The following is a 26,541-nucleotide window of genomic DNA, read 5'->3' on the forward strand; positions in this document are numbered from 1 at the left end:
CGATCAATTCACGGGCATGACGAATTCGGGGCCTTTCGAGCCGCTGTCGGGCCAGCGCTGCATGATGCTCTTGTAGCGGGTGTAGAAGCGCACGCCCTCTTCGCCATAGGCGTGGTGGTCGCCGAACAGGCTGGCCTTCCAGCCGCCGAACGAATGCCAGGCCATGGGCACCGGGATGGGCACGTTGATGCCCACCATGCCGATGTGGATGCGGTTGGCGAATTCCTGCGCGGTGCGCCCGTCGCGGGTGTAGCAGGCCACGCCGTTGCCGAAGGCGTGGTCGTTGATGAGCGCCACCGCCTCGGCGAAGGTGTCCACCCGCACCACGCACAGCACCGGCCCGAAGATCTCTTCCTCATAGATCTTCATGCCCGGCTTCACCTGGTCGAACAGGGTGGCACCGGTGAAGAAGCCGTGCTCGCGGCCCGGCACGGTGAGGCCGCGCCCGTCCATCACCAGGGTGGCGCCTTCCTTGACCCCGGTGTCGATATAGCCCTCGATGCGCGCCTTGGCCTCGGCGGTGACGATGGGGCCCATGTCGGCGCCCTCGGCCTCGCCGTCGTTGATGGTGAGCGCGGCGGCGCGGGTCTGGATCTTGTCGATCAGCTCGTCGGCAATGTGGCCCACGGCCACCGCCACCGAGATCGCCATGCAGCGCTCGCCGGCCGAGCCATACGCAGCGCCGATGAGGGCGTCGGCGGCCTGGTCCAGGTCGGCATCGGGCATCACCACCATGTGGTTCTTGGCGCCGCCCAGGGCCTGGGCGCGCTTGCCGTGGTGGGCCGCGGTCTCGTAGATGTAGCGGGCGATCGGGGTGGAGCCCACGAAGCTCACCGCCTGCACGTCCGGGTGGGCGAGCAGAGTGTCCACCGCCCGCTTGTCGCCCTGCACCACGTTGAAGATACCGTCGGGCAGGCCCGCGTCCTGGAACAGCTCGGCGGTCAGCAGCGAGGGCGACGGGTCGCGCTCGGAGGGCTTGAGGATGAAGGCGTTGCCGCAGGCAATGGCGACGGGCGCCATCCACATGGGCACCATGAAGGGGAAGTTGAACGGGGTGATGCCGGCGGTGACGCCCAGCGGGTGGCGCTGCGACCAGTTGGCGATGCCGCCGCCGACGTTGTCCGAATACTGGCCCTTGAGCAGCTGCGGGATGCCGCAGGCGAATTCGATTACCTCCAGCCCGCGCTGCACTTCGCCCTGCGCATCGGGCAAGGTCTTGCCGTGCTCGCGGGTGATCAGGCGGGCGAGGTCCTTCGAGTGGCGTTCCACCAGCGCCTTCATCCTGAACATCACCCGCGCGCGGCGCTGGGCGGCCATCTCGCCCCAGGCCACCTGGGCCCTGGCGGCGCTGGCCACGGCGGCGTTCACATCGGCCTCGGAAGCCAGGCCGACCTGGCGTGCCACTTCGCCCAGGGCCGGGTCGAACACCGGTTTGTGCGCATCGCCGGTCGCCTCGACGGGTTTGCCGTCGATCCAGTGGGGGATCGTGTCCGGGGCCTTGATGTAAGTGAAACTCATGGATGTCTCTCCGCGCTCGTGAAGGGGTTCGGGTGTGGCATGTATTGAAGCCCTGATTCTTCAGGGCGTCCAATGACTTCTGCTTGATTGAGATATATCGATCGCTTATAACGTGGCATGGATATCCAGTGGCTCAAGGCCTTCGTCACCGTCGCCCGGGAGGGCAACCTCACCCGCGCCGCCGAGCGCCTGTTCGTCACCCAGCCGGCCCTGAGCCTGCAGATCAAGAAGCTGCAGGCGGGGCTCGAGCTCACTTTGTTCGAGCGCACCCCGCGCGGCATGCGCCTGACCGAGGCGGGCCAGCGCCTGCTGCCGGTGGCCGAGCGCGCGCTCGGCGGGGTGGCGGAGTTTCGCGCCGCCGCTGCCGGCCTCAAGGACACGGTCAGCGGCCGCCTGCGCCTGGGCACCATCGTCGATCCGGAGTTCCTGCGTCTGGGCGCCTTCCTGAGTGCGCTGGCGGAGCGCCATCCGGCGCTGTCCTTCGAGCTCTCCCACGGCATGTCGGGCACCGTGACCCGGCGGGTGGAGCAGGGCGAGCTGGACGTGGCCTATACCCTCGGGCCACCGGGTTTCCCGGATCTGGCCGGGCGCTTTCAGGTCGTGGGCCTCACCGATTTCAGCTACCGCGTGGTCGCCCCGCCCGGCTGGGCCGGGCAGGTGCGGGGCAAGGGCTGGCGCGAGCTGGCCGCGCTGCCCTGGATCGAGACCCCGCCGGACTCGGTCCATAACCGCCTGCTCACCAAGGTGTTCGCCGCCGAGGGCGTGCATCCGCATGTGGTCGCCCGGGTCGACCTGGAGCCTTCCATGCTCGATCTGGTCCGTTCCGGCGTCGCCCTGGCGCTGGCGCGCGACAGCCTCGCCCTGCGCGCCGCCCATGCCGAGGGGGTGGTGATCGCCGATGCGGTGTCCCTGGCGGCGGAGCTGGGACTCGTCTGCCGGGCGGACCGGAGCACCGAGGCGCCGATCAAGGCGGCGCTGGCGGTGGTCGAAGGGGTGTGGCGGGGCTGAGCCGGTCGCGCGGGCACTGCCGCGACGCCCGGCACTGCGCGTCCGCGGGTGTGCGCCGCTGCCTCAAGATGCGGGGCCATCTGGCCGTAAATACCGGTTGAGTGAATTCCATGGTTCGGCCACGGATTTCGCGCGCGAAGTTCGCTCCGGGAGATCGTGCTGTCGACGACACCGGCGCGACGCCACGCCTTTTGCCCGGAAACCATGGACCCCACGATCGAACCGGACGGCGACCTCGAGGCCGAAGTGCAGCGACGGCTCACCGAGCTGCTCTACCGCAACGCGCGTGTGGCGTTGGTCACCAACGTCGTCACCGGTGCGCTGCTGGCCTATGTCAACGTGTCGACCCATGTCAGCCCGGCGCTGGCGCTGACCTGGTGGCTCGGTGTCTGTCTGGTGTCCGGCGGACGCTTCATGCTCTCGGTGCGCTTTCGCGCGGCCCGGCCCTCGACCGCGCAGGCGGGCCGGTGGCGTCGTCGCTATGTCATCGCCACCGGGATCCTCGGGGCGCTGTGGGGCGTGGGTGCGGCGGCCTTCATGTGGGCCGCCCCGGATGCCGTGCGCCTGTTCACGGGTTTGCTCGCGGCCGGGCTGGTGGCCGGTGCGGCCACGGTGCTCGCGCCGGTGCCGCGGGCGCTGCACGCGTTCACGCTCCTGATCAGCCTGCCGATGCTGGCCGTCATCATCTGGCAGGCCGAGGCACCGCTCGATGTGGGCTTCGCCGTGATCATCGTGGTGATGGTCGTGGCGATGTTTTCCGGGACCCGCTACCTCCATGCCACCATCGCCTCGTCCATCCGCCTGGGGCTGGAAAACGGCCGCATGGTGCGCGTGCTCGAGAAGGCGACGGCCGCCGCCGAGGCCGCGAACGAGGCCAAGAGCGCCTTTCTGGCGACCATGTCGCACGAGATCCGCACGCCGCTCAACGGCATCCTCGGCATGGCGCAGCTGCTCCTGATCCGGGACCGTCTGACCGACGAGCAACGCACCGACTATGCGCGCACGATCAACAGCTCCGGGCAGCTCCTGCTGACGATTCTCAATGACATCCTGGATATCTCGCGCATCGAGGCGGGCAGAATGGAACTGGTGCCCACGCGCGTCGATCTCGCGCGGCTGCTCGAGGAGACCACCGAGTCGTTCCACTCCATGGCCACGGCCAAGGGGCTCGAACTGACGGTCGACCGGACATGCGCGTCGGCGGACGCTTACACCGGCGATGTCACCCGCCTGCGCCAGATGCTGTCGAACCTGCTCGGCAACGCCATCAAGTTCACACGGACCGGGTTCGTCCGTGTCGAGGTCTCGGAAGTGGAGGCCACGGCGCACGAGGCGGTGCTCGAGTTCGCGGTGACCGACAGCGGCATCGGCATCGCCCCGGAGGTCCAGGCGAGGCTGTTCCAGCCGTTCACGCAGGCCGACAGCTCGACGACGCGCGAGTACGGTGGCAGCGGTCTGGGGTTGTCGATCGTGCGCCGGCTGGCGGAACTCATGGAGGGGACGGTCGGGGTGGACAGTGACGTGGGCCGGGGCTCCCGGTTCTGGTTTCGCGTCCGCCTCGAGCGCGCGGAAGACGCCGGGGATGAACAGATGACTTTGGCCGATGGGGGCTTGATGGTGCAAGGGGACAGCAAGGCGCGGGACGGTGTGGTGCTCGTGGTCGACGACAACGCGATCAATCGCAAGGTGGCGCAGATGGTCCTCAAGCGGATGGGCTTGCAGACCGTGAGTGCGGAAAACGGTGAGGAATGCCTCGCCGCACTCGAGGACGGCCTCGACCCGGCACTCATCCTCATGGATGTGCAGATGCCGGTCATGGACGGGCTGACGGCCGCCCGCCGGATCCGCGCCCGGGAGCACGCATCGGGGCGCCCGCCGACGCCGATCATTGCCTTGACCGGCGGCGTGTTCGAGGAAGATACGGCGCGCTGCCTGGAGGCGGGCATGAACGACTTCCTGGCCAAGCCGCTCGACATGAAAGCACTCGACGCTGCGATCACCCGCTGGCGCAGCTGAGCGGCGGCTCACTGGCCGTCGGTGCTCGGCCGCCGATGGTTTCACTGGCGTCATGCGCATGTCTGCCGGATGGACTAGGCTTCTTGCAGAAGTCATTTCACCGGAGCGCCCCATGAGCATTGCCGAACCCCGGGTGGTCGAATCCGACTGCCGCTTCGAGGCGGGTTGCGACGCCGTCGACCTGATCATCACGCCGCGAGACAAGGATCTGGGCGGATTCTCGGTGCGCCGGGTGCTGCCGACGGCGCAGCGCCAGATGGTGGGGCCGTGGATCTTCTTCGATCACATGGGGCCGGCCGACTTCCCCGCCGGCTCGGGCATCAACGTGCGTCCCCACCCGCACATCAATCTGGCCACCGTCACCTATCTGTTCGAGGGCGAGATCCTGCATCGGGACTCGCTCGGCAGCCTGCAGGCCATCCGGCCCGGCGACATCAACCTCATGGTCGCGGGCAGCGGCATCGTCCATTCCGAACGGGAGCGCCCGGAGGTGACGGCCGCGCCGCACCGCCTGCACGGCCTGCAGCTGTGGCTTGCCCTGCCCGAAGCGGACGAGGAGATCGCCCCGGCCTTCATTCACTATCCCGGCGCGGACATCCCGGCGCGCGAGGTCGGCGGCGTGCGCGTGCGGGTGATGATGGGGCAGGCCTACGGGGTGCGCTCGCCGGTGAAGACCTTCGCCGAGACGTTGTATGTCGAAGCGGATCTGAAGGCCGGCCAGACCCTCGCCCTGCCCGACGCCCCGGAGCGCGCGGTGTACCTGGCGAGCGGTCGCGTGCACGTCGGCGCGACGGCGCTGGCGCCACATGCCATGGCGGTGCTCAAGGAGGCGACCGGGGTGAGCGTGCGCGCCGACACCGATGCCCGCATCGCCCTCATCGGCGGCGAGCCGCTGGGGCGGCGCTTCATTGAGTGGAACTTCGTCTCCAGCCGCCAGGCGCGCATCGACCAGGCCAAGGCGGACTGGCGCGGTGGGCGTTTCGCCACGGTGCCGGGCGACGAGACCGAGTTCATTCCCTTGCCGGAATGAGGCGGGCGCAGTCTGCGCTGATAGCGTGAATCAATCTCGTTCATTGTTTTAATTCGAAATTTAAATAACTACACTGGTTTCGTGAGCACGGCACGGAGGCCTGCGGGGCCATGACCTTGCCGTATCGGCGGGGCGCCTTCAGGTGCTCGCCGGGGCGAACTTCAACCAATGCGGCAAGAACGAGGAGACGAACATGGGTGGCAATGACATGAAAACCGGCGGCAAATGCCCCGTGATGCACGGCGGCAACACGGCGGCCGGTATCTCGAACATGGACTGGTGGCCGAACGCGCTCAACCTGGACATCCTCCATCAGCACGACACCAAGACCGATCCGATGGGCGCGGACTTCGACTATCGCGCGGCGGTGAAGACGCTCGACTTCGACGCGCTCAAGCAGGACATGCGCGCCCTGATGACCGACAGCCAGGCCTGGTGGCCGGCCGACTGGGGCCACTACGGCGGCCTCATGATCCGCATGGCCTGGCATGCGGCCGGTTCCTACCGCACCGCGGACGGTCGCGGCGGTGGCGGCACCGGCAACCAGCGCTTCGCGCCGCTCAATTCCTGGCCCGACAACGTGAACCTGGACAAGGCGCGGCGCCTGCTGTGGCCGATCAAGAAGAAGTACGGCAACAAGATCAGCTGGGCGGATCTGATCATCCTCGCCGGTACCGTCGCCTACGAGTCCATGGGGCTGAAGACCTTCGGCTTCGGCTTCGGTCGCGAGGACATCTGGCATCCGGAAAAGGACACCTACTGGGGCTCCGAGAAGGAATGGCTCGCCCCCAGCGGCAGTGAAGGCAGCCGCTACTCGGGCGAACGCGACCTGGAGAACCCGCTCGCCGCGGTGATGATGGGGCTCATCTACGTGAACCCGGAGGGCGTGGACGGTCAGCCCGATCCGCTCAAGACCGCCCAGGACGTGCGCGTGACCTTCGCCCGCATGGCCATGAACGACGAGGAAACGGTGGCCCTGACCGCCGGTGGCCATACCGTGGGCAAGTGCCACGGCAACGGCCAGGCGCAGAATCTCGGCCCCGAGCCTGAAGCGGCCGGTGTCGAGGACCAGGGTCTGGGCTGGATCAACAAGACCACCCGGGGCATCGGCCACGACGCGGTCACCAGCGGCATCGAGGGGGCGTGGACGACCCATCCGACGCGGTGGGACAACGGCTACTTCGACATGCTGCTGGGCCACGAATGGGCACTGAAGAAGAGCCCGGCCGGCGCCTGGCAGTGGGAGCCCGTGGACATCGCCGAGGCGGATCGCCCGGCGGACGTGGAGGATCCGTCGGTCCGCCACAACCCGATCATGACCGACGCCGACATGGCCATGAAGATGGACCCGGAATACCGCAGGATCGCCGAGCGTTTCCACCAGGACCCGGCCTACTTCTCGGAGGTGTTCGCCCGCGCCTGGTTCAAGCTCACCCACCGCGACATGGGCCCGAAGGCGCGCTACCTCGGCCCCGACGTGCCGGCCGAGGATCTCATCTGGCAGGACCCGGTGCCGGCGGGGCCGACCGCCTACGACGTGGCCGCGGTGAAGGCGAAGATCGCCGCCAGCGGCCTGAGCGTGGCCGACATGGTCGCCACCGCCTGGGACAGCGCCCGCACCTATCGCGGTTCCGACATGCGCGGCGGCGCCAACGGCGCGCGCATCCGCCTCGCGCCGCAGAAGGACTGGGCAGGCAACGAGCCGGCACGCCTGGCCCGGGTGCTCGGCGTGCTCGAAGGCATTGCGGCCGACAGCGGTGCCAGTGTGGCCGACGTGATCGTGCTGGCCGGCAACGTGGGGGTCGAGCAGGCGGCGCAGGCCGCCGGCGTCGAGGTCTCCGTGCCATTCGCGCCGGGGCGGGGCGATGCCACCGACGCAATGACCGACGTCGCGTCCTTCGAGGTGCTCGAACCGCTCCACGACGGCTATCGCAACTGGCTCAAGCAGGACTACGTGGTCAGCGCCGAGGAGCTGCTGCTCGACCGCACCCAGCTCATGGGCCTCACCGCCCCCGAGATGACCGTGCTGGTCGGCGGCATGCGGGTGCTGGGGACCAACCATGGCGGCACGAAACATGGCGTGTTCACCGATCGGGAAGGCGTGCTCACCAACGACTTCTTCGTCAATCTCACCGACATGGCCAACACCTGGGTGCCGGCCGGCAAGGGCGTCTATGAGATTCGCGACCGACACAGCGGCGCGGTCAAGTGGACGGCGACGCGGGTGGATCTGGTGTTCGGCTCGAACGCGATTCTCCGCGCCTATGCCGAGGTCTATGCGCAGGACGACAACCGGGCGAAATTCGTCACGGATTTCGTCGCCGCCTGGACCAAGGTGATGCACGCGGATCGCTTCGATCTGGCCTGAGGGGCGACGGACCTCCCCGCGTCATGCCTGTTCCTCGGCGTGGTGATCCACCTCGCCGGGGCCGCCGTCCTGACCGCTCACCTCTGAGGCGCATCCGCGCGCCCACGGGCGGGCGCCGTCTCAATATCCCAGCGCCTCAGCGGCGCCCATCAGGGTCGCCACGCCGAGAACCGCGAAGATGCCTGCGGCGATCGTGTGGACCAGTTTGACAGGCACCGCGTGCGCGATCCGGTCGCCCAGCAGCACGGCAGGAACGTTGGCGATCATCATGCCGATCGTGGTCCCGGCGACCACGGGCACGAACGCGTGAAACTGCGCTGCCAGCGCCACGGTGGCCACCTGGGTCTTGTCCCCCATCTCCGCCAGGAAGAAGGCCACCAGCGTGGTACCGAACACCCCGTACTGGGTCAGGCGGGCTTCATCCTCATCGAATTTGTCCGGAATCAGGGTCCACAGGGCCATGCCCAGAAACGACAGCCCGAGGATCCAGCGCATGATCCCGGGCGCCACCTGGGCGGTGATCCAGGCGCCGAGCGCCCCTGCGAACGCGTGGTTGGCGATGGTCGCCGCCAGGATGCCGAGAATGATGGGCACCGGCTTGCGAAACTTGGCGGCGAGGATGAAGGCGAGCAGTTGGGTCTTGTCGCCGATTTCGGCCAGGGCGACGATGCCCGTCGAGACGAGGAAGGCTTCCATGAACAGATTCCGGGCCGGACATGACGAATGACCACGCCCCCTCGCCGGCCTCGGAAGGTAGGGTGGTCAAAGGTCTTGCCAAGTCGTGGAACCGCTTGCGCCATGTCGGGTCGGCAAGTGTGTTGACGCAAGCCTCTTCGTGGTGAAGAGAGGCTACTCCCCAATGACGGGCACGAGTATGCCACATTGGCCCCGGGGCGAGCGCCGGGCGTGATCGGACACTGCGCCATCATGCTTGCGTGACGTCGTGCCCGGGCGGGCGCCGGCGCCGCGAGCGACGCCGACGGGCGGGCCGGACGTTGCCATTGCAGCGCACAGGCACCAGGCGTATAAATGACTTGTTGGTCATTTATGTCCGAAGCCCGTGCTGAACCGAAAGAAACCCTCGCGCTGGCAACGCCGCGCGGACGCCCGTCCGCAGGAGCTGCTCGACGCCGCGCTGGCGGAATTCGTCGAGCGCGGTTATGCCGCGACCCGGCTCGACGCCGTGGCCCGGCGCGCCGGCGTGGCCAAGGGCACGCTCTACCGCTACTACGAAAACAAGTTCGAGCTGTTCAAGGCGGTGGTGCGCCATGCCCTCGTCCCGGGCTTCGACGAGGTGGCGCAGCGGCAGCACGAACAGCCCTCCGGTGCGCGTGCGCGCCTGGTGCTGATGCTCACCACCTTCATGGAGCGGGTCGCCGGCTCGGCGCTGTCGGGCATCCCGAAGCTGGTGATCGCCGAGGCCGGCAACTTTCCCGAGGTGGCGCGCTTCTATTACGAAGAAGTGATCTCGCGGGCCCGCGACATGGTGGCGGGCACGTTGCGTGAAGGCGTCGCGACGGGCGAATTCCGGGCCATCGACGCGGACTACGCGTGGCGCATCGTGGTCGCGCCGCTGCTGATGTCCATCCTCTGGCGCCACAGCTTTGCCGCCTTCGAGGCCGAGCCGCTCGACCTGCGGCATCACCTCGAGGTGCATCTCGATCTGCTGTTCGACGGGCTGGCCGCCGACGGCACCGACACGGAACGAACATGAACAAGAAACTGCTGGCCATTCCCGTCGTGCTGGTGGCGGCCGCGGCCGCCGCCTGGATGGCGACCCGCGACCATGCCGAGACCGCCAACGCCCTGGTGCTCCAGGGCAACATGGACATCCGCGAGGTGGACCTGGCCTTCAACGCCAGCGGCCGGGTGGCCGAGGTGCTCGTGCGCGAGGGCGATCCGGTGCGCAAGGGGCAGGTGCTGGCCCGGCTCGACACCACCCGTCTGGCCTTGAGCCTGCAGCAGGCACAGGCCCAGGCCCAGGCGCAGCGCAGCCAGGTGGCCAAGCTCAAGGCCGGCTCGCGGCCCGAGGAGATCCGGCAGGCGGCGGCAGAGCGCGACGCCGCGCAGGTGGCGGTGCGCGAGGCGCGCCAGGTGTATGAGCGCCAGCGCGGCCTGCTCGCGAAGCACTTCATCGCCCAACAGCAGGTGGACAGCGCCAGAAACGTGCTGGCGGCCGCGCAGCAACGCCTCAAGGCCGCCGACGAAAGCTACCGGCTGGCGCAACTCGGTCCGCGGGCCGAGGATGTGGCCGCCGCCGAGGCCGGTCTTGCCGCGCAGACGGCCGCCGTGGCCGGGCTCGAGCATGATCTGACCGAAGGCACGCTCGTGGCGCCCGAGCCCGGCGTGATCGAGAACCGGGTGCTGGAGCCGGGCGACATGGCCTCGCCGCAGAAGACCGTGCTCACCCTGGCGCTCACCGAGCCGGTGTGGGCGCGGGTGTATCTGCCCGAAGCGGCGCTCGGCCGGGTGCCGCCGGGCGCGCGGGCGGAGATCACCACCGACAGCCATCCGGATCGCAAGGTCGCCGGCTGGGTCGGCTACGTGTCGCCGAGCGCCGAGTTCACCCCGAAGTCGGTGGAGACGCCGGAGCTGCGCACCAGTCTGGTCTACCAGGCGCGGGTGTTTGCCTGCGAGGGGCAGGCGGCGCTGCGCCAGGGCATGCCGGTGACGGTCACCATCGACTACGACCAGCCCGCCGGCCAGCACTCGCCCTGCGCGGGAGCGCGGTGATGGCCGAGGCGCCGGTCCTGGTCGCCGAGGGGCTGCGCAAGGCCTTCGCAAGCGGCACCCGGCGCGTGACCGCGCTCGACGGTATCGACCTGCAGGTGCGTGCCGGTACGGTCACCGGGCTGATCGGTCCGGACGGGGCCGGCAAGACCACCTTCATGCGTCTGGCCGCCGGCCTGCTCGGGCCCGATGAAGGCCGGGTCTCGGTGCTCGGGCGCGATGCCACCGGCGAGGCGGCGGCGGTGCAGCGGGCGCTGGGCTACATGCCCCAGCGCTTCGGCCTCTACGAAGACCTGAGCGTGCAGGAGAACCTCGATCTGTACGCCGACCTGCAGGGCGTGCCGCGCGCCGAGCGGGCCGCGCGCTATGACGAACTGATGCGCATGACCGGCCTGGCGCCCTTCACCCGACGCCTCGCCGGGCGCCTGTCCGGCGGCATGAAGCAGAAGCTCGGGCTGGCGTGCACCCTGGTGCGGCCGCCGCGCCTGCTGCTGCTCGACGAGCCGACGGTGGGCGTGGACCCGGTATCGCGGCGGGAGCTGTGGGCCATCGTGGACCGGCTGGTCAAGGGCGAGGGCATGAGCGTGCTGCTGGCCACCGCCTACCTGGACGAGGCCGAGCGCTGCGCCGACGTGATCCTGCTGCACGAGGGGCGGATGCTCGATCAGGGCGCCCCGGCCGAACTGAGCGCGCGCCTGGCCGGGCGCACCTGGCGGGTGACGCGCGCGGAGACCCGGCCGCGCGACCTGATCGTGCAGATCGAGGCCATGCCCGGCATCGTCGACGCGCTGGTGCAGGGCGAGCATGTGCGCGTGGTCACCGCGGGCGACGCGCTGCCGGAGGCGGTGACGACGGTGGCCGGCACCGAGGTCGAGGCGGTGCCGCCGCGCTTCGAGGACGCCTTCATCGACCGCCTGCATGCGCAGCAGCCCCGTGCGGGCGCCACGGCCGCCATGGCCGACGCGCCGGTGGCGCAGGTCGATCCGACCGATGTGCCGGTGATCCGCGCGGTGGGCGCGAAGCGTCGCTTCGGCGACTTCTGGGCGGTGGACGGGGTGGATTTCGAGATCCGCCAGGGCGAGATCTTCGGCCTGCTGGGCGCCAACGGCGCCGGCAAGACCACCACCTTCCGCATGCTGTGCGGCCTGCTGCCGGCCAGTGCCGGGCAGCTGGAGGTGGCCGGCCTCGACCTGCGCCGCGCCGCCTCGGTGGCGCGCGCGCGCATCGGCTACATGTCGCAGAAGTTCTCGCTCTACGGCAACCTCACGGTGCGCCAGAACCTGGACTTCTTCGCCCGCGCCTATGGCCTGGCGGGCGACACCCTGGCCGCGCGCATCGCCTGGGCGGTGGACGAATTCGACCTGGGCGCCGCGGCCGAGCAGCTCAGCGGCGAGCTGCCGTTGGGCTACAAGCAGCGCCTGGCGATGGCCTGCGCGCTCATGCACCGGCCGCGCATCCTGTTCCTCGACGAACCCACCTCCGGCGTCGATCCCATGGCGCGGCGCGAGTTCTGGCGGCGCATCAATGCGCTGGCGCGCGAGGGCGTCACCGTACTGGTGACCACCCACTTCATGGAAGAGGCGGAGTATTGCGACCGGCTCGCCATCATGGCCGCCGGGCGCATCCTCGCCCAGGACGCGCCGGCCGCCATCAAGGCGCAGGCGCGTCGGCCCGGCCGGCCCGAGCCGAGTCTGGAGGACGCCTTCATCGGCCTCATCGAGGCGGCCGAGGCCCAGGCCACCGAGGCAGCGGCATGAGCGCGGCGCGAGGCGGGCCGGCCATGCGCCTGGGCGGCCTGGTGCGCAAGGAGTTCCTCCAGATCGTGCGCGATCCGAGCAGTATCGCCATCGCCTTCCTGATGCCCATCTTTCTGCTCGTGCTGTTCGGCTACGGGGTGTCGCTGGACGCGGATCATGTGCCCATCGCCACCGTGGCCGACGCGCCCTCGCAGGACAGCGCCGACTTGTTCGCCGCGCTGCACGGCTCGCACTATTTCGACGCCCGCCCCATGCCCTCCATGGCGGCCGCCGAGCAGGCGCTGCTGGCGGGCGAGGTGCGCGGCATCGTGCGCCTGCGGTCCGATTTCTCCCGCCGGCTGCGCCAGGCCGACGGCGCGGCCATCCAGGTGATCGTCGACGGCGTGGATGCCAACACCGCGCGCCTGGTCGAGGGCTATGTGCAAGGGGCGTGGAGCGTCTGGCTCGCCGCGCAGGCGGCCGACGCCGGGCAGACGCTGCAGATGCCGGTCGATCTGCAGCCGCGCATCTGGTTCAACAGCGAGCTGCGCAGCCGCAACTACCTGGTGCCGGGGCTGGTGGCGATCATCATGACCCTGATCGGCGCGCTGCTCACCGCGCTGGTGATGGCGCGCGAGTGGGAGCGCGGCACCATGGAGGCGCTCATGGTCACGCCCGCGAGCATGAGCGAGGTGCTGCTGGGCAAGCTGGCCGCCTATTTCGTGCTCGGCACCGGTGGCATGCTGCTCACCGTGGGCCTCGCGGTGGGGCTGTTCGCGGTGCCGCTGCGCGGCTCCTTCTGGGTGCTGTGGGGCTGCTCCAGCCTGTTCCTGCTCGCGGCGCTGGGCATGGGGCTGACCATCTCCACGCTGGCGCGCAGCCAGTTCGTCGCCGGGCAGGTGGCCATCATCGCCACCTTCCTGCCGGCTTTCCTGCTCTCCGGCTTCATCTTCGACATCGGCAGCATGCCGCCGGTGGTGCAGGCGATCACCCACGCCATCGTCGCGCGCTACTTCGTGGCCATCGTGCAGACCCTGTTCCTGGCCGGCAACGTGTGGTCGGTGATCGTGCCCAACGCGCTGGCACTGGCGCTCATGGCGGCGCTGTTCCTGGGCATCACCTGGCGCAAGTCGAGAAAGCGGCTCGACTGACATGCTCCAGCGCATCCTCGCCCTCATCCACAAGGAATTCCTGGCCCTGCTCAAGGACCCGAAGAGCCGCATCGTGCTGATCGTGCCGCCGCTGATCCAGCTGCTGGTGTTCGGCTACGCGGCCACCTTCGACCTGAAGCAGGTGCCCTACGCGGTCTACAACGAGGACCGTGGCCTCGCCGCCCGTGAGCTGCTGGCCCATTTCGACGGCTCGCCCAGCTTCCACCGGATCGCGACCCTGCGCAGCGAAGGCCAGGTCGCGTCGCTGGTGGACGCGCGCCGGGCGATGGTGGTCATCCACATCGGCCCCACCTTCAGCGCCGACCTGCAGCTCGGCCGGCCGGCGCCGGTGCAGGTGATCATCGACGGGCGCAACTCCAACACCGCGATGATCGCGCTCAACGACGTGCGCAGCATCATCAACCGTTTCAACGATGCGCAGATCGAGGCCGGCGGCCTGCGCGGCCCGCCGGCGCGGCTGCACATGCGCGCCTGGTTCAACCCCAATCTGGAGAGCCGCTGGTTCTTCATTCCGGGCATCATCGGCATGCTGACGCTGGTGGTGACCATGCTGGTCACGGCGCTGACCGTGGCGCGCGAACGCGAGCAGGGCACCTTCGACCAGCTGCTGGTCACGCCCCTGCGCCCGGGCGAGATCCTGGTGGGCAAGTGCGTGCCCGGGCTGGTGATCGGCATCGTCCAGGCGACGGTGATCCTGCTGGTGGCGACCCTGTGGTTCGAGGTGCCCTTCCTCGGCAGCCTGGCGGCCTTCTATGCCGGGCTGTGCCTGTTCCTGCTCTCCGCGGTGGGCATCGGGCTGCTGGTCTCGGCGCTGTCGGCGACCCAGCAGCAGGGGCTGCTGGGGGCGTTCCTGTTCATGGTACCGGCGGTGATCCTCTCCGGTTTCGCCACGCCCATCGCCAACATGCCGCGCGCGGTGCAGCTGTTCACCTATCTGGACCCGCTGCGCTACTTCCTCGTCATCCTGCGCAAGACCTTTCTCGAAGGTGCGGGTTTCGCCATCCTCGCCGACCAGTTCTGGCCCATGGCGCTGATCAGTCTGGCCACCATGCTCGCGGCCAGCTGGCTGTTCCGGCATCGCATGTATTGAGGGAGGCTTTCCCCCGTCGTCAGGGAGGTGTGTCGGTGTGCTAGCGGAGCCGGTAGCCGCTGTGGCACTGCACGCAGGCCGCGGTCACCTCGGCGAGGCCCTTGAGTGCGGGCGCCAGATCGCCGGTCACGCCGGCGTCGCGGGCGGCGATGGCGAAGCGGCTGGCGCTGTGGTGCATCTTCGACCCGGCCGCCTGCATGCCTTCGGGCATGAACTTCGACGACTCGGCGGCGCCGTGGAGGACGAGGGCCGACATGCCGAGGCGCTGTTCGGCGACCTCTGCGGCGTGGTCGTAGTGGCCCGAAGCCAGCGCGGCCTGGATCTCCTGGAGCGCGGCTAGGTGGTCGCGCATGCTCGCGAGGGTGTGCGCGACCATGGCGTCGGGAAAGTGGACCCGTTCGCGCGAATCGGCTGGCGCAGCCATGCCCGGTGTGTGCGCATGCATGGCGGGGTCGTGCTGCTGGGCATGGCCCGGGAGCGACAGGAGCAGCATCGTCAGGGGCAGGGCGTAGCGCACGGGGGGCCTCGGGGTCGCGATGGGATCCGGAAAGATAGTCCGAATCGGGGCTCATCTCGTATGATTCAAATCATATGAAGGCAAGCGACCCTCCCTCCTGGCCGGCACACCCGGCGTTCGATGCGATGCCCGCCGACCTGCGTGCGGCCGCCGTGTGGCGGGCGTTCGGGCGTGGCGCGCGCCTGTTCGCCCTCGGCGCGCCGCCGCGCGAGATGTGCTTCATCGCCGAGGGCGAGGTGCATCTGTGCCGTCTCTCGCCGGACGGCACCGAGCTCGTCCTGCAGCGCGCCCGGGGATCGTTTCTGGCCGAGGCCAGCGTCGAGGCCGATCGCTACCATTGCGATGCGATAGCCGCCACGCCGGGGCGGGCGCTGGTGTTTCCCATGCGCGAATTCCGCCGTGGCCTCGCAGGCTGCGCGGTGTTCCGGGACCAGTGGATGTTCCATCTGATGCGTGAAGTGCGCAAGAGCCGGGCCCAGTGCGAGCGCCTGGGATTGCGCAGTGCGCGGGCGCGCATCCTGCACTATCTGGAGACCGAGTGTCCCGACGGACGGCTGACGCTGGCCGGGTCGAAGAAGGCCTGGGCGGCCGAACTGGGCCTGACGCACGAGGCCCTCTACCGGGCGCTGGCGCGGCTGGTCCGGGAGGGCGTGATCGACGTGGACGAGCGGACCGTGTATCGCCGCTAAACGATGGCGTATCCGTGTCGGATGACCGCGCGGGCGGTCTGGGTTAAAACTAAAGTGATAGAAATGATCAAGCCGGAGTGCGGCCATGTCTGAGCAGAATCCCCAGCGGCTTTCGCAGCCGACGGCCTATGCGGTCACCTTGATGGAACACATGGTGGTTCCGACCTTCGTTCTCGACGCCGACCGACGGGTCATCGTCTGGAATCGTGCCTGCGAACGGCTGACGGGCATTCCCGCGGACCGGATGATCGGGACCCGGGATCACTGGCAGGCCTTCTACGAGGCGGAGCGACCCTGCCTGGCGGATCTGGTGGCCACCCAGGACTGGAGCACCATCGACAAGCTCTACACCACTCACGACGACCCGGGAACGCCGGCCCATGGCGTGCATGCGGAGAACTGGTGCGCCATGCGCCACCGGGGCGAGCGACGCTATCTGGTGGTGGATGCGGGGCCGGTGTTCGACGAGGCAGGACGTCTGATCGCGGTGGTCGAAACCCTGCGCGACAACACCGAAAACCAGCTGGCCGCCGTCAAGGTCAGAGAACAGGCCAGCAAGCTCAAGGCCTACTATGACACCCACGAGCGCGAGGCCGATCTGGCGCGGCGCATCCTCGACCATCAGATCCGTAGCGAGCTGACCCGTCAGGCGGGGGTGCGCTACCAGGTGAATCCGGCAGACAATTTTTCCGGGGATCTGGTGCTCGCCGCGCGCAGCCCCGACGGCCGCCTCTGTGCCCTGCTGGCCGATGCCGTCGGCCATGGCCTGGCGGCCGCGGTGAGCGTGCTGCCCGTGGTGCAGGAGTTCTACCGGCTGGTGGAGCAGGGCGAGGCGCTTGGGACCCTCGTCGAGTCGATCAATTTCGTCCTGGCCAACGCCCTGCCGGTCGGCCGCTTCGTGGCGGCGGCCTTCGTGTGTGTCGATCCCCGGTCGCGGCAGGGCGAGATCTGGGTCGGCGGGATCCCCGACGTGCTCATGGTCGATGAGGGCGGTCGGCTGCTGCGTCGTTTCAGCTCACGCCATCTGCCGCTGGGGGTGAGCGAAACGCTTGAGGCCGGCGAGGCCACCGAGCGTTTCGACTGGACCGCGCCCGCCCGGCTGGTCCTCGTGTCGGACGGCGTGATCGAGGCGATGGCGCCCGATGGCGAGGCTTTTGGCGAGACGCGACTGCGCGCGGTGCTGGGCGAGGCGCCGGCGTCCACGGAGGTCGATCGGCTTCACGATGCCCTGGCCAGGCATCTGGGCCCGGCGCCCGCGCATGACGACATGTCGGTGCTGGTGGTGCCGTGCGCCGCCGGGCCCGGCGCACCGGACTGAACGCGGGCGATTTTCTCGCAAGCGCCCGCGCGGTGTCGCGTCAGTGGCGTGTCTCCAGCTCGGCGATCGACAGGTCGTGCTGGATGAAGTGCCGGTGCCACATGTCGTCCATCAGCTTGCGCAGATCGGCAATCAGGACCACGGTCTGGGTCGTGCCGATCGCGGTGATGATGCGCAGGATTTCTGCGGTGATGCGGGCGTGGTCCTCGACATGGGCTGCGTAATCCGGATGGGTGGCAGCCGCGCACCCGCGCGCCTTCATGTAGGCCTCTTCCTCCATGAAGTGGTCGCTCAGAAATTCGAGGAAGCGGCCGAGCGTGTCCTGCAGATGCTCAATGCATTCGAACACCAGGTGGGCGCATCCGGCGCAGCTCAAGTGCCATTCGTACTTGTCGCAGAGCGCCTCGACCCTGTGGATGTGCGGGTAGGCCGCTTCGAGTTCGCGTGACAGGAGCGGATGATTGGCGACGCGCGCAATCACCGCTGCGGGTAGGGGGGACGGATTCATCTCTGACCTTGTGTTTTTTTATGTCTTATTGCGTAGACCGGGGTCTTCGCCGGGTCAGTATTGTCTGTCGTTCATATGACGTCAAGATGTGCTTTCGGCATGGTCCGGCGGCGGCTTGTCGTATGGCCCGCCGCTGCGCTTCTATGTCGAACGCCCGATGATTTCCGGCGGACGCCATGGCCGCGGCTGCCATCCTCATGGCGCCAGTGAAAACGGGGCTGCCGGACGGCAGCCCCGTTACCTGATGCGTCCGCTTCAGCCGTGGCTGTGCAGTGCGCCGGTCTCACTGCGGCTGGCGTTGACCAGCACTTCGCTGATCTGCAGTTGCGGTGCCAGATCGGTGTAGTTGGGGATGTCGCCGAGGATGTCGTTGGCGACCGGCCCGAAGGCGTCGTTGAAGGCCTCGACGGACTCGAAGTACAGATGGGCGATGGCGACGTACGGTGCCGGCGCGTCCGGCGCGCCACCGGCCAGCCCCTTCTCGGCGGCCACGCCCTTGCAGGCCTCGCCGAGCTTGTCGCGCACCATCGGCAGATGGGACTGGGTGTAGTAGTCGAAATCGAAACGCGCGCCCGTCTGGTTCGGGTAGAACACGCTGACCTTGATCATGTCTGTCTCCTTGTTGTTGGGGCGGCCGGCCGGCGTGTCCGGGTTGGCCGTGGACGCATCCTAGCACCGGCCCGGCATGACGGTGACGGCGCGATGTGGAGCGGGGCATGGGCGAAAAAAAGCCCGTCACTGTCGTGACGGGCTTCTGGCAACGTGTTGCCGGTTCAGTTCGACGATTCGACCTTGAGCAGCTCGATGTCGAAGATCAGCGTGCTGTTGGGGCCGATGGTGGTGCCGGCGCCGCGCTCGCCGTAGGCGAGGTTGGCGGGCACGTAGATCTCCCAGTGGTCGCCTTCGTGCATCAGCTGCAGGGCCTCGATCCAGCCGGCGATCACGCCGCGCACCGGGAAGGTGGCCGGCGCGCCGCGCTTGCGCGAGCTGTCGAACACGGTGCCGTCGAGCAGCTTGCCGGTGTAGTGGGTGGTGACCCGGTCGTCCAGCGTCGGCTGCTTGCCGGTGCCGGCCTTGATGACCTTGTACTGGAGGCCGCTGGCGGTGGTCTTCACGCCGGGCTTCTTGGCGTTCTCGGCGAGGAACTGCTTGCCGGCTTCCTCGTTCTTCGACGCCTCGGTGCCGCGTTTCTTGTCGGCGGCTTCACGCGCGGCCATCATGGCCTTGCGCGCCTCGTCCTGGCTGATGCGTGGCTCCTTGCCCGCCATGGCGTCGCGGATGCCCAGGAACAGGGCGTCCAGGTCCGGCTCGATGCCTTCGTGCTTGAGCGACATGCCCATCTGCACACCGACGGCGTAGCCCAGCTTCTGGTCCTGGGTGTCGAGCTTGGGGTCGGCGGCCGTGGCGTTCAGGGTGAAGGCGCCCAGCAGCAGGGCGCACAGGAGGGTTCGCTTCATCGGGAGTCCTTTCGGGTGGGTGTGTGTCGCGCATGGTAGCGGAGTTGGCGGCGATGTGATCGCAAAGCGTGCCGATGCGACGCGACTTTATTTTTGTAGACGACCGGTCTAATATTCTCCCATGACGACCGACACCCCCGTCGCCCGCCGCCGCGGGCGCCCCCCAAAGCGCATCGAGGCGCACGTCGACACCCGGGACGCGCTGGTGCGTGCCGGCCTGGCGGTGCTCACCGAAAAGGGCTTCGTGGCCACCGGCATCGACGAGGTGCTGCGCCAGGTGGGCGTGCCCAAGGGCTCGTTCTACCATTACTTCGAGAGCAAGGAGGCCTTCGGCCGGGCCGTGATCGACGCCTATGCGGACTACTTCGCCCGCAAGCTCGACCGGGCGTTCGACGCCGCGACCCTGACGCCGCTGGCGCGCCTGGGCGCCTTCGTGGACGATGCCGCCGCCGGCATGGCGCGCCACGGGTTCCGCCGCGGCTGCCTGATCGGCAACCTGGGCCAGGAGATGGTCAACCTGCCCGAGTCGTTTCGTGAGCAGCTCCAGGCCGTGTTCCGCGACTGGGAGGCCCGTCTGGCCGCCTGCCTGGCGGCGGCCCGCGAGGCGGGCGAGATCCCGCCGGAGACCGACTGCACGCGCATGGCGTGCAGTTTCTGGATCGGTTGGGAGGGGGCGGTGCTGCGCGCCAAGCTCGAGCGCAGCGACGCGCCGCTCTTCCTGTATGCCGACACCTTTCTCGCGGCCCTGCGCCGCCGAGATCATTCATGACACTGGAGAGGAGAACCCTCATGTACAAGGCCATCGTGATCCACAAGGACGAGGCCGGCTATCGCGCCGGCCTAGAAACCCTCGACGAATCGGCGCTGCCCGAAGGCGACGTGACCGTGAAGGTCGACTACTCCTGCCTGAACTACAAGGACGGTCTGGCCATCACCGGCAAGGGGCCGGTGGTGCGCCGGTTTCCGATGGTGCCGGGCATCGACCTGGCCGGCAGCGTGGTGGCCAGTGAGCACCCCGACTTCGCGGTGGGCGACGCGGTGGTGCTCAACGGCTGGGGGGTGGGTGAGGTCCATCCGGGTGGCTTGGCGCAGCTGGCGCGGCTCAAGGGCGACTGGCTGATCCCGCTGCCCGCCGGCATCACCCCGCGCCAGGCCATGGCGGTGGGCACCGCCGGCTATACCGCCATGTTGTGCGTGCTGGGGCTGGAGAAGGCCGGCGTGACGCCCGATCAGGGCGAGATCGTGGTGACCGGCGCGGCCGGCGGGGTGGGCAGCGTGGCGGTGGCGGTGCTGGCCAAGCTCGGCTACACCGTGGTCGCCTCCACCGGCCGTGCCGAGGAAGCGGACTACCTCAAGGGCCTGGGGGCCGCCGAGATCATCGACCGCAAGACCCTCTCCGAACCGGGCAAGCCGCTGGCGCGCGAGCGCTGGGCCGGCGCCGTGGACACGGTGGGCGGGCACACCCTGGCCAACGTGTGCGCCAGCACCAAATACCTGGGCACCGTGACCGCGTGCGGCCTGGCGGGCGGGGCCGACCTGCCGGCCACGGTGATGCCCTTCATCCTGCGCGGCGTCACCCTCAAGGGCATCGACAGCGTGATGGCGCCGCGCGCGGCGCGCCTGGAGGCCTGGACCCGACTCGGTCGCGACCTGGACATGGCCAAGCTGGAGATGATGGTCACCGAGATCGGCCTCGAGGACGCCATCGACACGGCCGGCCGCCTGATCGAGGGCAAGGTGCGCGGGCGCACCGTGGTGAACGTGAACCCGTAACCGCAGCGGCGGCCGCAGGGCCGCCCGCCGCCTTCGACGAGGAGATACCGAATGACCAAATCCATCAGCCGCTTCGCGGTGCCGGATCTGAACGACGTGCCCGCCGACATCCGCGATCGCATCCTCGCGGTGCAGGAGAAGGCCGGCTTCATCCCCAACGTGTTCCTGATGCTGGCGCACCGGCCGGCGGAATTCCGCGCCTTCTTCGACTACCACGACGCGCTCATGGAGAAGGACGTGGGGCTCACCAAGGCCGAACGCGAGATGATCGTGGTGGCCACCTCGGGCGCGGGCCAGTGCCTGTATTGCGTGGTGGCGCACGGCGCGGTGCTGCGCATCCGTGCGAAGGACCCGCGCATCGCCGACCAGCTCGCCACCAACTACCGCAAGGCCCCGCTGACCGGGCGCCAGCGCGCCATGCTCGACTTCGCCATGAAGCTGTCCACCCGCGGCGGCGAGATCGAGGATGCGGATGTGGAGGCCCTGAAGGCGCACGGTTTCGACGACGACGCCATCTGGGACATCGGCGCCATCACCGCCTTCTTCAGCATGAGCAACCGGCTGGTGCATCTGACCGGCACGCCGCCGAATCCGGAGTTTCATCTGATGGGGCGGGTGCCGAAGGGCCAGTGAGGCACCGGTGCCGCGGCGGGCAGCGAAGTGTGGTGCAATGGACACCTCGCCCGCCGTCGCCGACGCCATGACCGACTCCCCCCTGTTTCGCCGCGTGCCCCCCATGCACGCGCTCGCCGCCTTCGAGGCCGCCGCGCGGCTGGGCGGCTTCGCGCCCGCGGCGGAGGAGTTGTGCGTCACCCCCAGCGCGGTGAGCCACCGCATCCGCCAGCTCGAGCAGCAGCTGGCGATGCAGCTGTTCGAGCGCACCCCCACCGGGGTCAGGCTCACCACCGCCGGGCGCCTGTACCTGGCGCGGGTGCGCGAGGCCTTCGTCTCGCTTGCCCATAGCCGTCCCGACGCGCACGGCCCGCGGGTGCGCCTGCGGATCTCGGTGCCGCCCACCTTCGCGCGCCAACTGCTGATGCCCCGGCTGCCGGCCTTCATGCGCCAGCACGACGGCCTCGACCTGGAGGTGCACGTGGCCAATCCGGTGGCCGTGGCCACCGACGAGCCGGCCGACGTGAGCATCCGCTGGAGCACCGGCAACGATCTGGGCGGTGTGGTGCACCGGCTGTTCGATGAGCGCATCGGCCCGCTCGCCGCGCCCGATCTGGTGGCCGAACTGGGGCTGACGAGCGCCGCCGAAGTGGCCGCCGCGCCCCTGCTGCGCACCCCGCTGCTGCCGTGGACCCCGTGGTTCCAGGCGGCGGGGCTGAACCTGCCCGAGCCCGAGCGCGGCGCCGTGTTCAACGATCTGGGCCTGGTGCTCGAAGCGGCCGGCGCCGGCCTCGGCGTGGCCATGGGCTCGCGCCGCCTGGCCGCGGCCTGGCTGGATTCGGGCCGCCTGGTGCCGATCACCGACATCCTCGCCGACTCGCCGCACAGCTACTTCGTCACCTGCGCCCATGAGGCGGCCGCGCGCCCCGAGGTGGCCGGATTCATCGACTGGCTGCGCGCCGGCTTCGCCGAATGAACTTCCTCGCCCACCTGTGGCTCGCCGGGCCGGCGGTGCCCATGCGCCTGGGCGCCGTGGCCGGGGATTTCGTCAAGGGGCCGCTGCCCGCCGGCCTGGCGCCGGACATCGCCGCGGGCGCCGAACTGCACCGCGCCATCGACGCCTTTGCCGACCGGCATCCCGCCTTCCAGGCCTCGCGCGCGCGGGTGAGCGACGCGCGGCGGCGCTTCGCCGGCGTGATGGTGGACATGTTCTACGACCATTTCCTGGCCGCGCACTGGGACGCGTACCACCCCGACGAGCCCTTGCCGGTGTTCGCCATGCGCCAGTACGCGTTGCTCAACGAGCACCGGCATCGCCTGCCCGAAGCCGCCCGCCCGGTGGTGGCGCGCATGAGCGCGCACGACTGGCTCACGGCCTACGCCGAGGCGAACACCATCGAGCTCGCCCTCGACCGCATCGCCGCCCGCCTGCGCCGGCCGGGCGCCTTCGTCGGCAGCGGTGAGGAACTGCACGCCCACTACGCCGCCTTCGAGGCCGACAGCGCCCGGTTCCTGCACGAGGCGATGGCCTTCGCGCGCGCGACTCGGGCGCGGCTCGAGGTGTCGTAGCCCGGCTGGAGGCCACAGGCCGGAATCCGGGAGCGGTGTGGCGGACTCGGGAGGTGGTTTCCCGGATCCCGCTTCCCGGATTCCACGTCGCGGCAGCCGGGCGACTTTCCTGAGCAGTGGCTCCGTGGTCTTCGCTCGGCAGAGCCCAGCTTACGAGTTGAGTTCCTCGAAGAGCGACCAATAGCGCTCAACCCACTCCCGACCTTTGTCGGTTGGCGTCACGGTACAAAACGAACACTGCTCGGAACGGAACAACCTATCCAGTTGGGACAGGCCCTTGGGAGCGGCAGCGCTTTCATCCAAATGCTCACCGACGGTGATGTCGATCAGGTGGTGATCACGCATTTCAGCCATCGCCTGGACCGCAAATTTGATGGAAAGCGCATCGTTGCCGCACACGTTCTTAATGCAGCGGACGACTTCGTAAAGAAAACAAACATCACGGACAGACTCGAGCAGCACATGGCTGTTGACCTGCTCAATCGTCAGCCCACGATCAGCACATGCATGCGCCGCGGTCCATGCGCCCCGAGCTCCACGGTCTGCTCCACGTCGGCGGTGCGCGAGGGGCCGGAGATGAAGTTCATCGCCCGGGGCGCGCCCTGGCCGGCGCTTCGCAGGTCGGCCCAGCAGTCCTCGTAGTGGCGCACGATGCGCTCCACCGGCACCACCACCACATGGTTTTCGGGCACGAAGTTGTGGGTGATGGGGCTGTCGGGGCCGGAGCACATCATCACCGCGCCGGTCTCGGCCACGCCGCGCCAGGCCAGCGACACGCCGAGGGTGGCGTCGCTGGTGGCCGCGCCGTGGTCGATCTGCCAGCCCTCGGGCCAGTTCAGCTCGCCCAGGGCCCGGCCGACCACGGCGGTGTGGGGCAGGCCGAGCTTTTCGGCGAGCACCGCGACGGCGCCGGGCACCTGCGCCAGGCTGGTCAGGCGTGCGGTGGTGCCGGCGCGCGATTCGAAGCGCTCGATGAAGCGCGCCACCCGATCGGCGTCGTCCACCGGCGGGCGCACATGGCGGGGCGGTTCGGCGCTGCGCTCGTCGAGGCGGCGGCGGGTGGCCTCGTCCAGCGCGCCCCGGCCGAGGGCCTGGCGGATGTCGCCGAGAATGCTGTCGCGGCTGCTCATTGCTCACCTCGCTTGGCGTGCCACAGTTCGAGGAAGGTGCGGCCCGTGGGGGCGGGCAGGTCGCGGGCGCTCGTCCATCCGGTGGCGAGCGGCAGCTGGCGCAGCTTGCCCTTGCCGTCGGCCATGGAGGCGAGGATGCGTACGCCGAGGCGTTCGGCGAAGTGATAGAGCCGGGGCCGCTCGGCCACGTAGCGCCACAGCTTGAGCGCCTGTTTCTGGCGCGTGGGCGTCATGTCCTTGCGCCACTGCTTGTGGCGCAGTTCGCGCAGCAGGTCGGGCAGCGGGATGCGCACCGGGCACACCGAACCGCAGCGGCCGTTGAGGGTGCACGCGTTGGGCAGGTCGTAGGTGCCGTCCATGCCCTTGATGAGCGGGGTGAGCACCGAGCCCATGGGGCCGGGATAGACCCAGCCGTAGGCATGGCCGCCGATGGAGCCGTAGACGGGGCAGTGGTTCATGCAGGCGCCGCAGCGGATGCAGCGCAGCATGTCCTGGAAGCGGGTGCCGAGCATCTTCGAGCGGCCGTTGTCCACCAGCACCACGTGGTATTCCTCGGGGCCGTCGATGTCGCCCGCGCGGCGCGGGCCGGTGGAGTAGGTGGTGTAGCACTCGGTGTCCTGGCCGGTGGCGCTGCGCGCGAGGATGCGCAGGAACACCGACACGTCGTCCAGCGTGGGGATGACCCGCTCGATGCCGCTGGTGACGATGTGCACCCGGGCGAGGGTCTGGGTGAGGTCGCCGTTGCCCTCGTTGGTGACGATGACCGAGGAGCCGGTTTCGGCCACCAGGAAGTTGCCGCCGGTGATGCCCACCTCGGCGGTGAAGTACTTCTCGCGCAGCATCTGGCGCGCCTCGCCGACCAGCTCGGGCACGGTCTCCTTGCGCGGCAGGTGATGGTGTTGCTCGAACAGGTCGGAGACCTGCCGCTTGGTCTTGTGCACCGCGGGCGCGATGATGTGCGAGGGCGGCTCCTCGGCGAGCTGGATGATGTATTCGCCCAGGTCGGTCTCGACCACCTCGTAACCGTCTTCGAGCAGCGCCTCGTTGAGCCCGATCTCCTCCGAGACCATGGACTTGCCCTTGGTGATGCGCTTCGCACCCGCCGCGCGGCAGATGTCGAGGATGATGGTGCGCGCTTCCTCGGCGTCGGCGGCCCAGTGCACCCGGCCGCCGGCGGCGGTCACCGCGGCTTCGTACTTTTCCAGATAGTGGTCGAGGTGCTCGAGCACGTGGTTCTTGATGTCGCGGGCGGTGTCGCGCAGGGCCTCGAACTCGGGCATGGCCTCGACCTGCTGGGCGCGCTTGCCCACGAAGCCGCCTCGGGCCTTGCCGAGCGCCTGTTGCAGCTCGGCGTCGTGGAGGGCGTGGACCGCGCGGCCCTTGAATTCGGGAGAGCGGAACTGCATCAGCGGCCTCCTTCGGGCGCCTCGCCCAGGCCCGGCCCGTCGGCCAGTCCGGCGAGCACTTCGGCGGTGTGATAGACCTTCACCGGCAGGCCGCGGCGCTGGATGCGGCCGGCCAGATGCAGCAGGCAGCCCAGGTCGCCGCCGAGCAGGGTGGTGGCCTCGGTGGCGGTGGCATTGGCGAGCTTGTCGTCGGCGAGCTTTTCGGAGATCTCCGGGTACTTCACGCAGAAGGTGCCGCCGAAGCCGCAGCACACCTCGGTGTCGGCCATCTCGCGCAGCTCCAGCCCGCGCACGCTGGCGAGCAGCTGGCGCGGCTGGCCCTTGATGCCGAGGCTGCGCAGGCCGGAGCACGAATCGTGGTAGGTGACCGCGCCGTCGTAGCGCGCATCGACTTCGGTCACGCCCATCACGTCGGTGAGAAAGGACAGCAGCTCATACGACTTGGCGGCCAGGGCCTCGGCGCGGGCGCGCCAGTCGGCCAGGTCGGCGAACAGCTCGGGGTAGTCGTGGCGGATGGTGGCCATGCACGAGCCCGAGGGGCCGACCACGTAGTCGAAGCCCTCGAAGGCGGCGATGACCTGGCGGGCGAGGGCGCGGGCACCGTCGGCGTCGCCGCTGTTGTTGGCCGGCTGGCCGCAGCAGGTCTGGGTGGGCGGCACGATCACTTCGCAGCCGGCGTCTTCGAGCAGCTTGGCGCTGGCGAAGCCGATGTTCGGCCGCATGGCGTTCATCAGACAGGTGGCGAACAGGCCGACACGGGGTCGTGCGCCGGGGGCGTCTTGCGACATGGTTCCAGTCTCCCTCACCGCCACGGCGGTTGGTTGTCGTTCTGTCCGAATCTTAGTCAGCGCAGGGCGGCGCCGACAAGCGAAGGGTTTTGCGCGGGGGGGTGAG

General features: G+C 69.1%; 26 protein-coding genes and 1 riboswitch. Of the genes, 16 read left to right on the plus strand and 10 right to left on the minus strand.

The window, feature by feature from the left end:
- Positions 1–3 precede the first annotated feature (3 nt).
- Positions 4–1,518 (minus strand): CoA-acylating methylmalonate-semialdehyde dehydrogenase, encoded by a 1,515-nt coding sequence (locus G3580_RS02420; protein WP_173763748.1) that lies wholly within the window; start codon positions 1,516–1,518, stop codon positions 4–6.
- Between the two features lie 117 nt (positions 1,519–1,635).
- Between G3580_RS02420 and G3580_RS02425 the strand changes: the two genes are divergently transcribed.
- The 4 genes from G3580_RS02425 to katG all read left to right on the plus strand — a co-directional run bounded on the left by G3580_RS02425 (position 1,636) and on the right by katG (position 7,940).
- Entirely contained in the window at positions 1,636–2,526 is an 891-nt protein-coding gene (locus tag G3580_RS02425) for a LysR family transcriptional regulator (RefSeq protein WP_173763749.1), read from the plus strand.
- Positions 2,527–2,730: 204 nt separating this feature from the next.
- Positions 2,731–4,542: a hybrid sensor histidine kinase/response regulator gene (locus G3580_RS02430; protein WP_173763750.1), complete on the plus strand. Its 1,812-nt coding sequence runs from the start codon at positions 2,731–2,733 to the stop codon at positions 4,540–4,542.
- Between the two features lie 112 nt (positions 4,543–4,654).
- A complete protein-coding gene (locus tag G3580_RS02435) occupies positions 4,655–5,572 on the plus strand; it encodes a pirin family protein (RefSeq protein WP_173763751.1) in 918 nt (305 codons plus the stop codon).
- A gap of 193 nt (positions 5,573–5,765) precedes the next feature.
- Complete coding sequence (gene katG, locus G3580_RS02440) at positions 5,766–7,940, plus strand: catalase/peroxidase HPI (RefSeq protein WP_173763752.1); 2,175 nt, start codon at positions 5,766–5,768, stop codon at positions 7,938–7,940.
- 120 nt (positions 7,941–8,060) lie between these two features.
- Here katG and G3580_RS02445 read toward each other — a convergent pair whose 3' ends face one another.
- On the minus strand, positions 8,061–8,636 hold the full coding sequence (locus tag G3580_RS02445; RefSeq protein ID WP_173763753.1) for a TMEM165/GDT1 family protein: 576 nt from the start codon (positions 8,634–8,636) through the stop codon (positions 8,061–8,063).
- Between the two features lie 4 nt (positions 8,637–8,640).
- Positions 8,641–8,813: riboswitch (yybP-ykoY riboswitch) on the minus strand.
- Positions 8,814–9,000: 187 nt separating this feature from the next.
- Here G3580_RS02445 and G3580_RS02450 point away from each other — a divergent pair.
- The 5 genes from G3580_RS02450 to G3580_RS02470 are packed head-to-tail and all read left to right on the plus strand — an operon-like array spanning position 9,001 to position 14,668.
- Entirely contained in the window at positions 9,001–9,654 is a 654-nt protein-coding gene (locus G3580_RS02450) for a TetR/AcrR family transcriptional regulator (protein ID WP_173763754.1), read from the plus strand.
- Positions 9,651–10,673 (plus strand): efflux RND transporter periplasmic adaptor subunit, encoded by a 1,023-nt coding sequence (locus G3580_RS02455; RefSeq protein WP_173763755.1) that lies wholly within the window; start codon positions 9,651–9,653, stop codon positions 10,671–10,673. Before G3580_RS02450 ends, G3580_RS02455 begins: the two co-directional genes overlap by 4 nt.
- On the plus strand, positions 10,673–12,427 hold the full coding sequence (locus G3580_RS02460; protein ID WP_173763756.1) for an ATP-binding cassette domain-containing protein: 1,755 nt from the start codon (positions 10,673–10,675) through the stop codon (positions 12,425–12,427). Before G3580_RS02455 ends, G3580_RS02460 begins: the two co-directional genes overlap by 1 nt.
- Complete coding sequence (locus tag G3580_RS02465; RefSeq protein WP_173763757.1) at positions 12,424–13,557, plus strand: ABC transporter permease; 1,134 nt, start codon at positions 12,424–12,426, stop codon at positions 13,555–13,557. Before G3580_RS02460 ends, G3580_RS02465 begins: the two co-directional genes overlap by 4 nt.
- A gap of 1 nt (position 13,558) precedes the next feature.
- Positions 13,559–14,668: an ABC transporter permease gene (locus tag G3580_RS02470; protein ID WP_173763758.1), complete on the plus strand. Its 1,110-nt coding sequence runs from the start codon at positions 13,559–13,561 to the stop codon at positions 14,666–14,668.
- A gap of 40 nt (positions 14,669–14,708) precedes the next feature.
- On the opposite strand, the gene G3580_RS02475 is transcribed toward G3580_RS02470, so the two are convergent.
- Positions 14,709–15,185 (minus strand): hypothetical protein, encoded by a 477-nt coding sequence (locus G3580_RS02475; RefSeq protein WP_228720745.1) that lies wholly within the window; start codon positions 15,183–15,185, stop codon positions 14,709–14,711.
- Positions 15,186–15,310: 125 nt separating this feature from the next.
- Between G3580_RS02475 and G3580_RS02480 the strand changes: the two genes are divergently transcribed.
- Complete coding sequence (locus G3580_RS02480) at positions 15,311–15,874, plus strand: Crp/Fnr family transcriptional regulator (RefSeq protein WP_173763759.1); 564 nt, start codon at positions 15,311–15,313, stop codon at positions 15,872–15,874.
- 85 nt (positions 15,875–15,959) lie between these two features.
- A complete protein-coding gene (locus G3580_RS02485) occupies positions 15,960–17,192 on the plus strand; it encodes a SpoIIE family protein phosphatase (protein WP_173763760.1) in 1,233 nt (410 codons plus the stop codon).
- A gap of 40 nt (positions 17,193–17,232) precedes the next feature.
- On the opposite strand, the gene G3580_RS02490 is transcribed toward G3580_RS02485, so the two are convergent.
- From G3580_RS02490 to G3580_RS02500, 3 genes are all read right to left on the minus strand, one after another.
- Entirely contained in the window at positions 17,233–17,700 is a 468-nt protein-coding gene (locus G3580_RS02490) for a hemerythrin domain-containing protein (protein ID WP_173763761.1), read from the minus strand.
- 255 nt (positions 17,701–17,955) lie between these two features.
- The gene (locus G3580_RS02495) at positions 17,956–18,309 is read right to left on the minus strand and encodes an EthD family reductase (protein ID WP_173763762.1); all 354 of its coding nucleotides are present in this window, start codon (positions 18,307–18,309) and stop codon (positions 17,956–17,958) included.
- A 164-nt stretch (positions 18,310–18,473) separates the two neighbouring features.
- Positions 18,474–19,157 (minus strand): FKBP-type peptidyl-prolyl cis-trans isomerase, encoded by a 684-nt coding sequence (locus G3580_RS02500; protein WP_173763763.1) that lies wholly within the window; start codon positions 19,155–19,157, stop codon positions 18,474–18,476.
- A gap of 121 nt (positions 19,158–19,278) precedes the next feature.
- Here G3580_RS02500 and acuR point away from each other — a divergent pair, with 121 nt between their 5' ends.
- The 5 genes from acuR to G3580_RS02525 are packed head-to-tail and all read left to right on the plus strand — an operon-like array spanning position 19,279 to position 23,111.
- Complete coding sequence (gene acuR / locus G3580_RS02505) at positions 19,279–19,926, plus strand: acrylate utilization transcriptional regulator AcuR (RefSeq protein ID WP_173763764.1); 648 nt, start codon at positions 19,279–19,281, stop codon at positions 19,924–19,926.
- A gap of 20 nt (positions 19,927–19,946) precedes the next feature.
- Positions 19,947–20,930 carry an acrylyl-CoA reductase (NADPH) gene (gene acuI / locus G3580_RS02510; RefSeq protein WP_173763765.1) on the plus strand — a complete coding sequence of 328 codons (984 nt, stop codon included), beginning with the start codon at positions 19,947–19,949 and terminating at the stop codon, positions 20,928–20,930.
- Positions 20,931–20,981: 51 nt separating this feature from the next.
- Positions 20,982–21,563, plus strand: a complete 582-nt coding sequence (locus tag G3580_RS02515; RefSeq protein WP_173763766.1) for a peroxidase-related enzyme — start codon at positions 20,982–20,984, stop codon at positions 21,561–21,563.
- A gap of 37 nt (positions 21,564–21,600) precedes the next feature.
- Positions 21,601–22,518, plus strand: coding sequence for a LysR substrate-binding domain-containing protein (locus tag G3580_RS02520; protein WP_228720746.1), 918 nt, complete (start codon positions 21,601–21,603; stop codon positions 22,516–22,518).
- Positions 22,515–23,111 (plus strand): acyl carrier protein phosphodiesterase, encoded by a 597-nt coding sequence (locus G3580_RS02525; protein ID WP_173763767.1) that lies wholly within the window; start codon positions 22,515–22,517, stop codon positions 23,109–23,111. The genes G3580_RS02520 and G3580_RS02525 overlap by 4 nt, the downstream gene beginning before the upstream one ends.
- A 150-nt stretch (positions 23,112–23,261) precedes the next feature.
- On the opposite strand, the gene G3580_RS02530 is transcribed toward G3580_RS02525, so the two are convergent.
- From G3580_RS02530 to G3580_RS02545, 4 genes are read right to left on the minus strand one after another with little or no spacing between them, the layout of a single operon-like run.
- Positions 23,262–23,573, minus strand: coding sequence for a hypothetical protein (locus G3580_RS02530; RefSeq protein WP_173763768.1), 312 nt, complete (start codon positions 23,571–23,573; stop codon positions 23,262–23,264).
- Positions 23,574–23,596: 23 nt separating this feature from the next.
- Positions 23,597–24,241 (minus strand): LutC/YkgG family protein, encoded by a 645-nt coding sequence (locus tag G3580_RS02535; RefSeq protein WP_173763769.1) that lies wholly within the window; start codon positions 24,239–24,241, stop codon positions 23,597–23,599.
- Positions 24,238–25,647, minus strand: coding sequence for a LutB/LldF family L-lactate oxidation iron-sulfur protein (locus tag G3580_RS02540; protein ID WP_173763770.1), 1,410 nt, complete (start codon positions 25,645–25,647; stop codon positions 24,238–24,240). Before G3580_RS02540 ends, G3580_RS02535 begins: the two co-directional genes overlap by 4 nt.
- Complete coding sequence (locus tag G3580_RS02545) at positions 25,647–26,435, minus strand: (Fe-S)-binding protein (protein ID WP_173763771.1); 789 nt, start codon at positions 26,433–26,435, stop codon at positions 25,647–25,649. Before G3580_RS02545 ends, G3580_RS02540 begins: the two co-directional genes overlap by 1 nt.
- Between the last annotated feature and the right edge of the window lie 106 nt (positions 26,436–26,541).

It is taken from the genome of Nitrogeniibacter mangrovi, from assembly GCF_010983895.1.
Taxonomy (GTDB): domain Bacteria; phylum Pseudomonadota; class Gammaproteobacteria; order Burkholderiales; family Rhodocyclaceae; genus Nitrogeniibacter; species Nitrogeniibacter mangrovi.